This is a genomic window from Streptomyces sp. NPDC001903 (assembly GCF_042891345.1).
Classification (GTDB): domain Bacteria; phylum Actinomycetota; class Actinomycetes; order Streptomycetales; family Streptomycetaceae; genus Streptomyces.
In genome coordinates this window covers 223,087-236,693 of the sequence record NZ_JBIASZ010000014.1, presented here as the reverse complement: position 1 = coordinate 236,693, position 13,607 = coordinate 223,087, and the positions used below count along the sequence as shown (strand labels likewise).

Below are 13,607 nucleotides of genomic sequence, written 5' to 3'. Positions count from 1 at the left end.
CCGACAGTCTTATGGCATTCCGGGGCGGGCCGGGCAGTCAAGGGTGGCCGAAGGCCATCGCGAAGCGACGCGACCGCAGGGAGCGCCCTTGACGGCCCGGACCGACACGGAAGGACAGTGGACTGTCGGGAAACCCCCGGACCACTCCCGACCCCGCCCGGCCGGAGCCCCCGCCCAGCCGACCCCGCCCAACAGACCGGCCCCGCCCCTCAGTACTGCCAGCGCGGCTGGCTCCCGTCCAGGCGGCAGTAGATCAGGCGCCCGTTCTCGGCGTGGGTCGAGCGGCCCAGGTCTGCCTTGCGGCAGAACTGGCCCGCCTTGTAGCAGTTCCCGGCGTTGGAGACGATCTCGCACGTGCCGCTCGCCGGATGGCTCGCCTCCTGCGTCGGCGCCTTCGTCGGCGCCTTCGTGGCGGGCGGCTTCGGCGTGCTCCCGGTCGAGCCGGAGGAGAGCGTACGGGTCGGGGCCGGCTTCGCGTCCGGCGTCTCCACCACCGGAGGCGTGGGGGTCGGCGTCGCGGACGGGGACGGCGTGGCCGTCGCGGACGGGGACGGGGACGGCGTCGGCGAGGCCGTCACGCTCACCGACGGTCTCGGCGGCGGCGGTACCGCCGGGCCTCCGCCCTCCGCCGGGCCGCAGGCCGCTGCCGTGCAGGCGACCAGGAGGGCCACCACGGTGTGCCGGAGCACACCGCCGCGCCGTCTCACACCCGCTCCACCCACCCCGCGCGTACCGCTCGCCCCGCTCGATCTGCCACTGCCGCCGCTGCGCATGATGGGCCCCCACCTCAAGTCGTTGAAGGCTGCACATCATAGGAAGAGCGGAGGCTCCGAATCCGGCGAATGCCGAAGCTGGTCCCCGTGGTTCGATGGGCGGCATGACCCGTGAGATCCCCAGCTCCGAGACGGACGAGATCGAGGCGTTCCGCGCCACCCTGCACTCGCTGCGGGTATGGGACGGCCCCCTGCCCGGCTTCGATCCGGACGCCGCGCCCGCCGAGCCGCTGGCGCTGTTCCGTCAGTGGTTCCTGCATGCCGCCGCGGCCGGGCAGCCGGAGCCGCACACGATGAGCCTGGCCACCGTGGACGCCGACGGGCGGCCCGACGTACGCACCCTGATGCTGCACGACGCGGACGGCCACGGCTGGCACTTCGCCTCGCACGCCACCAGCGCCAAGGGCCGGCAGCTCGCCGGCCACCCGGACGCCGCGCTCGGGTTCTACTGGCCGGCCGTGGCCCGGCAGGTCCGCCTCCGCGGCCGGGTCACGGCCTGCGGGCCGCAGGAGAGCCGGGCGGACCTGGCGGTCCGCTCGCGGGGCGCGCTCGCGGCGGCGCTGACCGGCCAGCAGAGCGAGGTGCTCGGCAGCGTGGACGAGCTGCGGCGCGCCTCCGAGGCCGCCTGGGAGCGGGCCGGTACGGAGCCCGACGCCCCGGCCCCGACCTGGACCCGGTACGTCCTCGACCCGACCGAGGTCGAGTTCTTCCAGGGCGACCCGGCACGCCGCCACGTCCGGCTGCGCTACCGGCGCTCCCCCGAGGCCACCACCTGGACCCGCGAGCTGCTCTGGCCGTGACGGGCCCCTCGGGGGGTGTCCCGCCGACCAGTGCCGGACCCCCCGGGACGGACGCCCCCTAAGGGCGCGAGTCCGCACCCTCCGGCCGGAACACCGCCACCCACACGCCCTCCGCCGCCTCGCGGAAGGCCACTTCGAGCGGCATGCCGATCCGCAGGTCCGCCGGGGCGCAGTCGACGACCTCCGTCATCATGCGCGGACCCTCGGCCAGGTCGACCACGGCCGCCGTGTACGGGACGCGCGTCCCGAACGGCGGGAGGTCGTTGCGGTGGATCACCGACCACGTGTAGAGGGTGGCGCGGCCGCTCGCAGGCTCCCAGGCCACCCGCTCCTCGCCGGCCCAGCAGTACGGGCAGAACTCCCGCGGGTAGTGGTGGACCCGCGCGCAGTCCGCGCAGCGGCGCAGCAGGAGCCGCCCCTCGGCGGCCGCGTCCCAGTAGGGCCGGGTGAAGTCGTCGGTCTCCGGCAGGTCGTAACGCGGCGCACCCACAGGACTCCCGGCACTCACAGAACTCCCCGCACTTCCGGCGCTCACAGGAACAGTCCGATCGCCGCGTCCACGGACCACGTCTGCCACGCCATCGCGAAGAGCGCGACGAGCGAGATCAGGGCCATCATCGCGTTCTGCCCCTGCTCGGCCCAGTCGTGGATCATCAGCACCAGATACAGCAGGTTCAGCAGCAGCCCGCCGACCAGCGCGATCGGGGTCAGGAAGCCGAGCACCAGGCCCAGCCCGAGGGCGAGTTCCGCGTAGACGACGACGTACGCCATCAGCCGCGGGCGCGGCTGGACGACCTTCTCGAAGCCGCCCTTGACGAACGGCCAGCGGTGTTTGCCGGCGACGTCGGCGGCCCAGGCGATGCCGGTGCCGCGTTCGAACCAGCCCTTCTTGTCCTTGTGCCGCCAGCTCTCCAGCCACCACAGGCCGAGCCCTATCCGGAGCACGGCGAGCCACTCGGCCCCACTGAGCCAGATGGTCTGCATCGGCCCTCCCCTTCCTCGATCTGACGGTACGTCAGTTCAGCGGATCGGGAGCGATCCCGCAAGGGTGACCGAGCGCTCCGTTCGGCCGGACTCGGCCCGTCGGGCGGCGGCCACCGCCGGTTCGACGCCCCCGGTCTCCGCGCGAAGCCGCTCCTCGGCCAGGCTCGGGCGCAGCTCGCCGCAGCGCCCGCCCGCTCGGAGGGAGGGGCGGAGGCCGGCCGACCGGGCCGTGCCCGGCCGGGCCCCGGCGGGTGGCCGCCGCAACCGCCCCGTGATCGATCCGCAATCGATTCCCTCCTTGTCCGAGACCCATCAACGCTGTGTGTCGATACGCTCACTCCTCATGCCTGGAGTCCCCACAGCCCCCGACATGTCCACCCAGCCCCGCCCGGTCTACGTGATCGGCGCCGGGCCCGGCGGCCTCGCCGCGGCCGCCGCGCTGCGCGCCCGCGGGGTGCGCGCGGTGGTCGTCGAGAAGTCCGACGACGTCGCCGCCTCCTGGCGGGGGCACTACGACCGGCTCCACCTGCACACCACGCGCCGGCTCTCCGCCCTCCCCGGGCTGGCCATGCCGCGCAGGTTCGGGCGGTGGGTGTCGCGGGACAACGTGGTGCGGTACCTGGAGAAGTACGCCGAGTTCCACGAGCTGGAGCTGGTCACCGGCGTCGAGGTCACCCGGATCGACCCCGCCCCCGGCGGGGACGGCTGGCTGCTGCAGGCCACCGGCGGGCGGGTGCTCGACGCCCGGGCCGTCGTCGTCGCCACCGGCTTCAACCACACCCCCGCGCTGCCCGACTGGCCGGGCCGGGACACGTACAGCGGGGAGCTGCGGCACGCCCGCGAGTACCGCAACGCCACGCCGTACGCGGGCCGTGACGTACTCGTCGTCGGCGCCGGCAACACCGGCGCCGAGATAGCCGTCGACCTGGTCGAGGGCGGGGCCGCGCGGGTGCGGCTCGCCGTGCGCACCGCACCGCACATCGTGCGCCGCTCCACCGCGGGCTGGCCCGCGCAGCGCACCGGGATCCTGGTGCGGCGGCTGCCCGTACGGCTCGTGGACCGGCTCGGCGCGCTCGTCGCCAAGGCCTCGGTCCCCGACCTGACGGCGTACGGACTCCCCCGCCCCGCCACCGGCCTGTACAGCAGGGTCAGGGAGGGCGCCATCCCGGTCCAGGACGTCGGGCTGATCGACGCCGTACGCGCGGGCCGGATCGAACCGGTCGCCGCCGTGGCCTCCTTCGACGGCGCGGAGGTGGTGCTCGCCGACGGCTCCCGCATCACCCCGGACGCGGTGGTCGCGGCCACCGGGTACCGCCGGGGCCTGGAGGGCCTGGTCGGGCACCTGGACGTGCTCGACGGGCGCGGGCGCCCCCGCACACACGGCACCCGCACCCCGGCGCACGCTCCCGGCCTGTACTTCACCGGCTTCACCAACCCCATCAGCGGCATGTTCCGCGAAATGGCCCTGGACGCCCAGAAGATGGCCAAGGCCGTCTCCCGCCGCCTCGGCCCGCTGGCCGGCCTCCCCCCGGCCGCCCCCCTCCCGGACACGGGCCTCCGCCCGGTCGACCCCCTCGCCTAAGCCGTCGCGGCCCCCGGCACCAGCAACGACACCGGCACCGACTGCGGCAAGGACCGGTCGCCGCTCCTCGCCGCGGCCGCCGACATGTGCCGAGCCCACCGATCAACACGAAGAGGCACAAGCACAAGCACAAGGGGGGACCGGACATGCCGGATCCTGTGGATTTCGTTGCCCGACTGCGCATGGAGAGCCGCGATCCCGGACGCGAGGAGGCATTGCGCCAGGACCGGCTGCGCCGGATGCGCAAGCGGACCCTCGGTGCAGGCGCGGCCGTGGCCCTGGCGGGTGTCATCACCTGGGCGCTGGTCTCCGCGCTCGGCGAGCGGCCCGCCGACGAGCCGTTCGCTCCCGGTCTGCTCGAAGAGGCGATGTGGCCCGCCGAGTGGCCCGCGACGACGAACATGCCGTTCCGCGGCTCGCCCGCTGCGCCCTGGGCGACGAGCGGGCAGGACATCGAGCTGCCGCCGGCCGAGGCGGTGGGACCCATACCGAGCCCTGTGGTGGGCGACGGACTGCGCCGCGTCCGTGAGTTCCTGACCGCGGCCGACATGGACCCCGGCGTTCTGGAGGGCGGGCTCCCGACCAAGGCCCTGGACCTGCTCGACCCGGGGCATCCGGCGACCGCCGCACTGGCGGAACACCTGCGCAACCCCGGCGCCCCGAACACCGACGCCCTGGAGATGTTCACCCGCTTCGACCCCGAGAGCCTGACCCTGGCGGACCGCGGCCTCAGGGCACACGGCCGCATGGCCTACGAGGCCGCACCGAACCCCGCCGCCGACGGCGTGGCGCGGCAGGTGCGGATCCACGCCGACTACACCTTCGCCTACGCACTGCGCCGCACGGCGGAACCGCAGCCGGGTCCCACCAGCGACACGGAGGAGGTGGCGCGGGTCGTCGTACGCCGCCACCTGGTCCTGGACTTCGATCCCGCGACCGGGAGACTCGCACCCGTCGAGTACCGGCGGCGACTGGCCAACCACGACTGCGGCGCCGCCGCCGACGGCTTCGTCCACCCGTACTTCTCGAAGGAGGCGAAGCGGGCCCACCGCCCGTGGCCCGTGGCCGATCCGTACGAGGAGGCCGACGACCTCACCGTCGGCGGTCCGACCTGCACGGTCCCCTCGCGCACCTGACGGCGCCCCCAGCCCCCGCCCCCGTCCGGTGCGCCGGCCGGACCTCGGCCGAAAGGTGCTCTGGACCCGTCCCGGCGGGGTCTGGGACCGTTCCACACACCACCTCCACCAGCTTTCCTGCGCAGCACTGTTCCTGACGGCACGTCAGTTCAGTAATCTGACTACGCGTCAGTTATTGAGGTTCATCGAGCAGGAGCGGGCGGAACGATGCTTGGATCTACTCACGGCACCCTCACCACCGACTTCCGCGCACGTGTCGATGCCTGCGGGGAGACCCCCAGGACGGCCGTCCACTCCACGGCGGCGCCGTCCGCCGCGGACGCGGTCGCGGTGGACGTCAGCGGACGGCCCCTGCACGCCGATGTCCCCGACCTCGACCGGTTCTTCCGGCCCGAGTCCGTGGCCGTCATCGGCGCCTCCGACGCCGAAGGCAGACCGAACACCGGCATCACCCGCCAGCTCATCGCCTGGGCGGAGCGCGTCGGCGCGCGGATCCACCCCGTGCACCCCACCCGCCCCACCGTCTTCGGGCTGGCCTGCCACGCGTCCGTGGCCGACCTGCCCGAGCAGGTGGACCTGGCCGTCCTCCTCGTCGGTGATCCACTGCCCGTGATCGAGGAACTGGCCGAGGCCAAGGTGAAGTTCGCCGTCGCCTTCGCCTCCGGCTTCGCCGAGACCGGCACCGCGGGCGCCGCCGCCCAGGAGCGGCTCGCGGCCGCCGTCCGGCGCTCGGGCCTGCGCCTCCTCGGCCCCAACACCAACCTCAACGCCTTCGAGGAGTTCCGCGAGGACCTCGACGGCCCGGCGATCGCGCTCATCACCCAGTCCGGCCACCAGGGCCGGCCCGTCTACACCCTCCAGGAGCTGGGCATCCGGCTCTCCCACTGGGCCCCCACGGGCAACGAGGCCGACCTCGAGACCTCCGACTTCATCTCCTACTTCGCCGAGCGGCCCGAGGTCGGCGCCATCGCCTGTTACGTGGAAGGCCTCAAGGACGGCCGCCAGTTCCTCCTCGCCGCCGACCGGGCCGCCCGCAACGGCGTCCCCGTCGTCGCCGTCAAGGTCGGCCGCACCGAGACCGGCGCCCGCATGGCCGCCTCCCACACCGGGAAGCTGACCGGCGCGGACACCGTCGTCGACGCCGCGATGCGGCAGTTCGGCGTCATCCGCGTCGACGGGCTGGACGAGCTCCAGGACACCGCCGCCCTCCTCGCCCGAGCCCGGAAACCGCTGGCCGACGGGGTCGTCGTGTACTCCATCTCCGGCGGCACCGGCGCCCACTTCTCGGACCTCGCGACCGAGGCGGGCCTCAGCCTCCCCACCCTCTGCGAGGCCAAGCAGCAGGAACTCCACCAGTGGATACCGGAGTACCTGAACGTCGCCAACCCCGTCGACAACGGCGGCCACCCGGTCGGCGACTGGCGCGGCCGCAAGATCATCGACGCGATCCTCGCCGACCCGTCGGTGGGCGTCCTGATCTGCCCGATCACCGGGCCCTTCCCGCCCATGAGCGACAAGCTCGCGCAGGACCTGGTGGACGCGGCCGAGCAGAGCGACAAGCTGATCTGCGTCATCTGGGGCTCCCCCGTCGGCACCGAGGAGGCCTACCGCACCACCCTGCTCGGCTCCTCCCGCGTCGCCACCTTCCGTACGTTCGGCAACTGCATCACCGCCGTCCGCGCCTACCTCGGCCACCACCGGTTCACGGCCGCGTACCGCTCCCCCTTCGAGGACGCCCCGCGGACCTCGTCCCCCTCGTACCGCAAGGCACAGGCGCTCATGCGGCCGGGCCAGCAGCTCAGCGAGCACGCGGCGAAGCAGCTGCTGCGGGCGTACGGGATACGGGTCCCCCGCGAGCAGCTCGTGACCAGCGCGGCGGCCGCGGTACGGGCGGCGGGGCTGGTCGGGTACCCGGTGGTGATGAAGGCATCGGGCCCGCAGCTCGGGCACAAGACGGAACTCGGGCTGGTGAAGATCGGCCTGACCTCGGCGAGCCAGATCCGGGACGCGTACCGGGAGCTGACGGACATCGCCCGCTACGAGAACGTCCCGCTGGACGGGATCCTCGTCTGCCAGATGGTGGAGCGGGGGGTCGAGATGGTCGTCGGCGTGACGCAGGACGACCTCTTCGGCCCGACGGTGACGGTGGGCCTGGGCGGGGTCCTGGTGGAGGTCCTGCACGACGCGGCGGTACGGGTCCCCCCGTTCGGGGAGGACCAGGCGCGGGCGATGCTGGCCGAGCTGCGCGGCCACGCGCTGCTCGAGGGGGTCCGGGGGGCGCCCCCCGCCGATGTCGACGCGCTGGTCGAGGTGGTCCTGCGGGTGCAGCGGATGGCGCTGGAGCTGGGGGGCGTCCTCTCGGAGCTGGACATCAACCCGCTGATGGTGCTCCCGCGCGGCCAGGGCGCGGTGGCCCTGGACGCCCTGGCCATCTGCCGCTGACCGCGGCGCGGCCCCGCTCCCCCCTGAGCAGCCCCGGAGCGGCGCAGCCGCCCCCGACCGCCCCCACCCCGAACGGGAGTTCACCGGATGACCGGCAGCACCGAGGACGAAGTCCTGCACCGCATCGAGAGCGGCGTCTCGTGGATCACCCTCAACCGCCCCGAGGCCATGAACGCCGTCACCTGGGACCAGCGCGAGCGCGTCATCGCGCTGCTGGCCGAGGCCTCCGCCGACCCCGGTGTCCGGGCCGTCGTCGTCACCGCCACCGGCAAGGGGTTCTGCGCGGGCGCGGACCTCCGCGGCGCCCCCGCCGCACCGGGCGAGCGCGTCGCCGGCGACGTCGCCCGCATGATCCGGCTCGGCGCGCAGCGCCTGATCACCGCCGTGCTCGACTGCGAGAAGCCCGTCCTGGCCGCCGTCAACGGCACGGCCGCCGGCATCGGCGCCCATCTCGCCCTCGCCTGCGACCTCGTCATCGCCGCCGAATCGGCCCGCTTCATCGAGGTGTTCGTCCGCCGCGGCCTGGTCCCCGACGGCGGCGGCGCGTACCTGCTCCCGCGCCTGATCGGCCCGCAGAAGGCCAAGGAGCTGATGTTCTTCGGCGACGCCGTCCCCGCCGCCGAGGCCGAGCGGCTCGGCCTCGTCAACCGGGTGGTTCCGGCCGAGGGGCTGGAGGCCGCCGCCCGCGAGTGGGCGGAGCGCCTCGCGCAGGGCCCGACCCGCGCCCTCGCGCTGGCCAAGCAGCTGGTCAACGCCTCCCTGGACGGTGACCGGGCGGCCGCACTGGCCGCCGAGGCCACCGCTCAGGAGATCAACATGACCACCGCCGACGCGAACGAGGGCGTGGCGAGCTTCGTGGAGCGCCGCTCGCCCAAGTACCTCGGCCGCTGAACCGGCGGTTCACATCTGCGGGTTCGGCTTCAGCAGGGCGAACACGGCGCCGGACGGGTCCGCCAGCCACGCGATCCGGCCGACGTCCGGCACGTCCGCGGCCGGCATGAGCACGGAGCCCCCGTTCGCGCCGGCCGCCGAGACGACGGCGTCGACGTCCGCGACGTTGAAGTACGGGACCCAGCGCGGCTTCTCGACGCCGCCGCCGCCCGCGCCGTCGCCCATCGGCGCGATCCCGCCGAACGAGGTCTGCTGCTGGTCGCCGTCCTTGAGGCTGAGCACGCGGTACGTCATCCCGGGCGTCTCCATGTCCTGGCTGCGCCAGCCGAAGACTCCGTCGTAGAAGGCGACGGCCGCGGCCGGGTCGGGTACGTGCAGCTCCGCCCACACCAGGCTGTTCTCGTCGGAGACCAGCCCCAGCCCGGCGGTCTTCCCGGGCTGCCAGAGCGCGAACTCGGCGCCCTGCGGGTCGGTGGCCTGCGCCAGCCAGCCCTCGCCCATGACGTCCATGGGCTCCATCCGGATCTTCCCGCCGCCCGACCGCACGGCCGAGACGGTGGCCTGGATGTCGTCCGCCTTGAAGTGCAGCATCCAGGCGGAGCTCGCGCCCTCCTCGGTGAGCGGTCCGAGCGCGGCGACGGTCTTCCCGTCCACCTGGAAGAACCCGTACCCGCCGGCGTCCGGACCCAGGTCGGTGAAGGTCCAGCCGAAGACGGAGCCGTAGAACCCCGCGGCGCCGGTGGTGTCGGGGCTGCCGAGGTCGAGCCAGACGGGCGATCCGAGACGGAAGTCGGTGCCGAGCATGGAGTCCTCCTGGGAGACGGGTGGATCGGGACCGGGGGCCACGATGCCGACCTGCCGAGGGGCTGTCCGCCGTACGGGTCCCGGCGGGGCAGTGGATTCACCCGTACGGGCGAACGCCCCTCCTCGCCCCGGCGCGCCCCGCCCCGTGGCTACAGCCGGTGCATGGTTTCGGCGTACCGGGGGTGGAGGTCCTGCGCATCGCCGATCACGCAGAACAGCTCGGGCCGTTCGGCCGTGCCGGCCACCTCCCAGTCGCGCATCGGGCCACAGCCCTCGACCTTGAGCGCGACCCGGTCCCGCGTCCGGTCGAAGAGGCCGCCGGACTCCCGCCTCGGCTCGAACGTCCACGTCCCGGTCCCCGAGCAGGTGTCCCACAGCCCGTCCGGCGCGGCCAGCGCCAGGTTCCCGACGACGGCCTCGCCGTTCTCCCCCAGCCGCAGCCGGTACGCGCCCCCGCCGCCGATCCACTCCCCGGCGTACTGCTCCCGCTCCAGCCGGGGCGGCTCGTAGGCGCCGAGTCCGGTCCGCTCCTGGAGGAAGGCGCCGAACGCGCAGAGGAGCAGGGCGATCCCGGTGACGGCGCCGATCCGGGCCGCCATCCCGGTCCACCCCAGCGACCGGTGGTGCGCGTACGAGGCCGCCAGCACCGGGAGCACCCCGGGGCCCGCGATCCACAGCAGCGTCCACCCGTACGGCAGGTCCCAGCCCGCCGCGGCCCACCCCGCGTAGGCCGCGGCGAGCCCGGCGGCCCAGGGCGCCGCCCACCACGGGCTCCCCAGGGACCGCGTCAGCGCCATCACCGGCAGGGTGAACAGCGCCCGGTGCAGGTACGCGGCCAAGGCCACCACGAGGAGCATCAGGGGAATCGAGCCGAAGACGGAGGAATCGATGCCGAGGCCGTGGTCGTCGCGCATGCCGGACGTGGCGAGGAAGACCGCTCCCGCCACGACGGCCTGCGCCGTGAAGGCCAGCTCCGACCCGGTCGACAGGCGCGTCCGCGTCCGCGCCCCGCTCCGCGCGTCCGGCACCTCGTGCACCTCTGGCGTCCCCATGGCCCCCACCCCCACAATAATTGAACACGTTCAATCGATGGCGACGATACACCCTCCCCATTTCCGAGTCACCCGCCCGCGCCCCTTCCCATCTGACGGACCGTCAGCTTCAATCGTTGACGTGATGGGACACGCAGGGATGGCGGCCACCGTCGTCCGATACCTCAGGTCAGTCGGCTCCCCCACCTCCGCCCCGTCGGAGCAGGGCCAGGGCGCAGGCCGCGTCGACGCGCTGCCGCGCCCCGACCTGCGGGCCGTCGGCGAGGACGAGCGCGCCCCCGTCAGCCCGGCCGAGTTCCGGTCCGTGCTCGGGAACTTCGCCAGCGGGGTCACCGTCATCACCGCTCCGGCCGCCGAGGGCGAGGACGGCCCGGCCGGGTTCGCCTGCCAGTCCTTCGCCTCGCTGTCGCTCGACCCGCCGCTGGTCACGTTCATGGTGGCCCGTACGTCGACCACCTGGCCCCGGATCGCCCGCGCCGGGGTGTTCTGCGTCAACATCCTGGGCGCCGGGCAGGGCGAGCTGTGCCGAGCCTTCGCGGTCAGCGGCGCCGACAAGTTCGCCGGGGTCGCGCACACCCCCGCCCCCGTGACCGGGTCACCGCAGCTCGACGCCGTGCCCGCCTGGATCGACTGCCGGATCCACGCCGTGCACACCGGCGGGGACCACCTGATCGTGGTCGGCCGGGTCGAGGCCATGGGCGCCGCAGGCGAGGACGGCCCGCTCCTCTTCCACAAGGGCCGCTTCGGCCGCCTCGCCGCCGAGTAGCCCGCAGGCAGCGCGCGAAGACCCCGCCTCCGGCCGGAGGCGGGGTCTTCGCGTCGTACGGGTGAGAACGTCAGAGGGCCAGAACGTCAGAAGGTCAGAACGTGAGCACCCCCCGCGCCACCCGCCCGTGCCGTGCGTCGTCCACGGCCTTCGCGAAGTCCTCGATCGGGTAGGTCTCCGTGACCAGTTCGTCGAGCAGCAGCCTGCCCTGCCGGTAGAGCTCCGCGTACAGGGCGATGTCCCGCTGCGGGCGGGAGGAGCCGTACCGGCAGCCCATGATCGTCTTGTCCAGGTACATGGACGAGACCGTGAACGAGGCCTCCTCCTTGAAGCCGGGGACCCCGAGCAGGATCGCCTGCCCGTGCCGGTCCAGCAGGTCGACGGCCTGCCGGATCAGCTTCACGTTGCCCACGCACTCGAAGGCGTGGTCCGCGCCCGTCGGGAGGATCTCGCGCACGGCCGCCGACGAGTCGGGGACGGCCGACGCGTCGATGAAGTGCGTGGCGCCGAACTGCCGGGCCACCGCCTCCTTCGCCGGGTTCGCGTCCACCGCCACGATGGCGGACGCGCCCGCGATCCGCGCGCCCTGGATCACGTTGAGCCCGATGCCGCCCGTACCGATGACGACCACCGACTCCCCGTGGTCCACGCGGGCCCGGTTCAGCACGGCTCCCACGCCCGTCAGGACACCGCAGCCGATGAGCGCGGCCGAGGTCGGCGGGATGTCGTCCGGGATCTTCACCGCCTGGACGGCCTTGACGATCGTCCGCTCCGCGAAGGCCGAGTTGGACGCGAACTGGAACAGCGGCTTCCCGCCCTGTGAGAACGGCTGCCCGGGCATCCCGATCGCCTTGCGGCACATGGTCGGCCGGCCCCGGTCACAGTCCGCGCAGGCCCCGCAGTTCGCGAGGGTCGACAGGGAGACGTGATCGCCCGGTGCCACATGCGTCACACCCGACCCGACCGCCTCCACCACCCCCGCGCCCTCGTGCCCCAGGACCACCGGCGGCGGGAACGGTATCGTCCCGTCGATCACCGACAGGTCGCTGTGGCACAGCCCGGCCGCCGTGATCGCGACCAGCACCTCCCCCGGCCCCGGATCGCGGATCTCCAGATCCTCGACCACCCGGGCCTGCTTGCCGTCGAACACGACGCCTCTCACCTGGACTCCTTAGGCAGGCCGAGCACGCGCTCGGCGATGATGTTCCGCTGGATCTCGTCCGAGCCGCCGTAGATCGTGTCGGCGCGGGTGAACAGGAACAGGCGCTGCTCCTCGTCGAGTCCGAGTTCGTACGGGGTCCCGGGCGCCCAGTCCGCCGGCCCGGCCGAGGCCCCGGCTCCGCGGACCGCCACCGCCAGCTCGCCGAGCCGCCGGTGCCAGCCGCCCCAGAGCAGCTTGGCCACGCTCGGCGCACCCGGGTCGCCGGACGTTCCCAGCGTCCGCAGGGCGTTCCACCGCATCGTGCGCAGCTCGGCCCACTGCCGTACGAGGCGTTCGCGCAGTACGGGATCCCCGGCGCCCGCCGGCGCCGCGGCCGCGTACGCCGCCACCACCCGCTCCAGCTCCGCGGCGAACCCGATCTGCTGGACGAGCGTCGAGACCCCGCGTTCCAGGGCGAGCAGCCCCATGGCCACGGTCCAGCCGTTGCCCTCCCCGCCGACGACCTCCTGCGCCGTCGCGCCGTCGAAGAAGACCTCGTTGAACTCGCTCGTCCCCGACATCTGGCGGATGGGCCGGACCTCGACCCGTCCCGGCTGGTCCATCCGTACGAGCAGGAAGGACAGCCCGCGGTGGCGGCGCGAGCCCGGTTCGGTCCGGGCCAGGGCGAAGCACCAGTCGGCGTCCCGGGCCAGCGAGGTCCAGATCTTCTGCCCGGTGACGCGGAACCGCCCGTCGGCGGCGTCCCGTACCGCCGTCGTACGGATCCCCGCGAGGTCGGAGCCGGCGCCCGGCTCGCTGTACCCCTGGCACCACAGCTCCTCGCCGCGGGCGATGCCGGGCAGGAAGCGGTCCCGCTGCTCCCGGGACCCGTACGCGATCAGGGTCGGCGCGAGGAGGTTCTCGCCGATGTGGCCGACCCGGGCGGGGGCGCGCAGCGCCGCGTACTCCTCGGCCCAGACGACCTGGCCGGTCAGTGAGAGCCGCTGCTGCCCGTACGCCCCGGAGGGCAGTTCCCAGCCCTGGCCGATCCAGCCGCCCCGGCCCAGTTCGCGCTCCCACGCGCGCCGGGCCTCGACCCCCTCGTGCTCGCTGCCGGGCCCGCCGAGGCCGAGGGCGTCCGCGTACGGGCCCGCCAGGTGCCCGGTGAGCCAGGAGCGGGCGCGGGCGCGCAGCTCCTCGTCCTCGGCCCCGAAGCTGAAGTCCATGTCGTCGGGG

The 13,607-nt window shown here is 73.9% G+C and carries 13 protein-coding genes; 6 read left to right on the top strand and 7 right to left on the bottom strand.

Annotation, left to right across the window (positions count from 1 at the left end):
- Positions 1-209: 209 nt before the first annotated feature.
- Entirely contained in the window at positions 210-707 is a 498-nt protein-coding gene (locus ACFYZS_RS28615) for a hypothetical protein (RefSeq protein WP_389018473.1), read from the bottom strand.
- A 170-nt stretch (positions 708-877) separates the two neighbouring features.
- Here ACFYZS_RS28615 and ACFYZS_RS28610 point away from each other — a divergent pair, with 170 nt between their 5' ends.
- Positions 878-1,573, top strand: a complete 696-nt coding sequence (locus ACFYZS_RS28610; RefSeq protein WP_389018471.1) for a pyridoxal 5'-phosphate synthase — start codon at positions 878-880, stop codon at positions 1,571-1,573.
- 58 nt (positions 1,574-1,631) lie between these two features.
- On the opposite strand, the gene ACFYZS_RS28605 is transcribed toward ACFYZS_RS28610, so the two are convergent.
- Both ACFYZS_RS28605 and ACFYZS_RS28600 read right to left on the bottom strand, forming a co-directional pair.
- On the bottom strand, positions 1,632-2,063 hold the full coding sequence (locus ACFYZS_RS28605) for a Zn-ribbon domain-containing OB-fold protein (protein ID WP_389018468.1): 432 nt from the start codon (positions 2,061-2,063) through the stop codon (positions 1,632-1,634).
- 41 nt (positions 2,064-2,104) lie between these two features.
- Complete coding sequence (locus tag ACFYZS_RS28600; protein ID WP_389018466.1) at positions 2,105-2,557, bottom strand: DoxX family membrane protein; 453 nt, start codon at positions 2,555-2,557, stop codon at positions 2,105-2,107.
- Between the two features lie 370 nt (positions 2,558-2,927).
- Between ACFYZS_RS28600 and ACFYZS_RS28595 the strand changes: the two genes are divergently transcribed.
- The 4 genes from ACFYZS_RS28595 (at position 2,928) to ACFYZS_RS28580 (ending at position 8,608) form a co-directional block, all read left to right on the top strand.
- Positions 2,928-4,139, top strand: a complete 1,212-nt coding sequence (locus ACFYZS_RS28595; RefSeq protein ID WP_389018463.1) for a flavin-containing monooxygenase — start codon at positions 2,928-2,930, stop codon at positions 4,137-4,139.
- A 146-nt stretch (positions 4,140-4,285) separates the two neighbouring features.
- The gene (locus ACFYZS_RS28590; protein WP_389018460.1) at positions 4,286-5,275 is read left to right on the top strand and encodes a hypothetical protein; all 990 of its coding nucleotides are present in this window, start codon (positions 4,286-4,288) and stop codon (positions 5,273-5,275) included.
- Positions 5,276-5,482: 207 nt separating this feature from the next.
- Positions 5,483-7,717 (top strand): acetate--CoA ligase family protein, encoded by a 2,235-nt coding sequence (locus tag ACFYZS_RS28585; protein ID WP_389018458.1) that lies wholly within the window; start codon positions 5,483-5,485, stop codon positions 7,715-7,717.
- An 87-nt stretch (positions 7,718-7,804) separates the two neighbouring features.
- On the top strand, positions 7,805-8,608 hold the full coding sequence (locus ACFYZS_RS28580) for an enoyl-CoA hydratase/isomerase family protein (protein WP_389018455.1): 804 nt from the start codon (positions 7,805-7,807) through the stop codon (positions 8,606-8,608).
- Between the two features lie 9 nt (positions 8,609-8,617).
- Here ACFYZS_RS28580 and ACFYZS_RS28575 read toward each other — a convergent pair whose 3' ends face one another.
- Both ACFYZS_RS28575 and ACFYZS_RS28570 read right to left on the bottom strand, forming a co-directional pair.
- Positions 8,618-9,412 carry a VOC family protein gene (locus ACFYZS_RS28575; RefSeq protein ID WP_389018452.1) on the bottom strand — a complete coding sequence of 265 codons (795 nt, stop codon included), beginning with the start codon at positions 9,410-9,412 and terminating at the stop codon, positions 8,618-8,620.
- Positions 9,413-9,561: 149 nt separating this feature from the next.
- Positions 9,562-10,464, bottom strand: coding sequence for a hypothetical protein (locus ACFYZS_RS28570; RefSeq protein ID WP_389018449.1), 903 nt, complete (start codon positions 10,462-10,464; stop codon positions 9,562-9,564).
- 139 nt (positions 10,465-10,603) lie between these two features.
- On the opposite strand from ACFYZS_RS28570, the gene ACFYZS_RS28565 reads away from it, so the two are divergent.
- Complete coding sequence (locus ACFYZS_RS28565) at positions 10,604-11,230, top strand: flavin reductase family protein (RefSeq protein WP_389018504.1); 627 nt, start codon at positions 10,604-10,606, stop codon at positions 11,228-11,230.
- 94 nt (positions 11,231-11,324) lie between these two features.
- Here ACFYZS_RS28565 and ACFYZS_RS28560 read toward each other — a convergent pair whose 3' ends face one another.
- Together ACFYZS_RS28560 and ACFYZS_RS28555 are read right to left on the bottom strand one after the other, a co-directional pair.
- Positions 11,325-12,392, bottom strand: a complete 1,068-nt coding sequence (locus ACFYZS_RS28560) for a Zn-dependent alcohol dehydrogenase (RefSeq protein ID WP_389018447.1) — start codon at positions 12,390-12,392, stop codon at positions 11,325-11,327.
- On the bottom strand, positions 12,389-13,597 hold the full coding sequence (locus ACFYZS_RS28555) for an acyl-CoA dehydrogenase family protein (protein WP_389018445.1): 1,209 nt from the start codon (positions 13,595-13,597) through the stop codon (positions 12,389-12,391). Before ACFYZS_RS28555 ends, ACFYZS_RS28560 begins: the two co-directional genes overlap by 4 nt.
- Positions 13,598-13,607: the final 10 nt, after the last annotated feature.

Bases quoted from the DNA above. Each gene is read 5' to 3' on its own strand.
- ACFYZS_RS28565 (WP_389018504.1), top strand. From the start codon at position 10,604: ATGGCGGCCACCGTCGTCCGATACCTCAGGTCAGTCGGCTCCCCCACC.
- ACFYZS_RS28570 (WP_389018449.1), bottom strand. From the start codon at position 10,464: ATGGGGACGCCAGAGGTGCACGAGGTGCCGGACGCGCGGAGCGGGGCG.
- ACFYZS_RS28585 (WP_389018458.1), top strand. From the start codon at position 5,483: ATGCTTGGATCTACTCACGGCACCCTCACCACCGACTTCCGCGCACGT.
- ACFYZS_RS28555 (WP_389018445.1), bottom strand. From the start codon at position 13,597: ATGGACTTCAGCTTCGGGGCCGAGGACGAGGAGCTGCGCGCCCGCGCC.
- ACFYZS_RS28580 (WP_389018455.1), top strand. From the start codon at position 7,805: ATGACCGGCAGCACCGAGGACGAAGTCCTGCACCGCATCGAGAGCGGC.
- ACFYZS_RS28610 (WP_389018471.1), top strand. From the start codon at position 878: ATGACCCGTGAGATCCCCAGCTCCGAGACGGACGAGATCGAGGCGTTC.
- ACFYZS_RS28595 (WP_389018463.1), top strand. From the start codon at position 2,928: ATGTCCACCCAGCCCCGCCCGGTCTACGTGATCGGCGCCGGGCCCGGC.
- ACFYZS_RS28600 (WP_389018466.1), bottom strand. From the start codon at position 2,557: ATGCAGACCATCTGGCTCAGTGGGGCCGAGTGGCTCGCCGTGCTCCGG.
- ACFYZS_RS28590 (WP_389018460.1), top strand. From the start codon at position 4,286: ATGCCGGATCCTGTGGATTTCGTTGCCCGACTGCGCATGGAGAGCCGC.
- ACFYZS_RS28575 (WP_389018452.1), bottom strand. From the start codon at position 9,412: ATGCTCGGCACCGACTTCCGTCTCGGATCGCCCGTCTGGCTCGACCTC.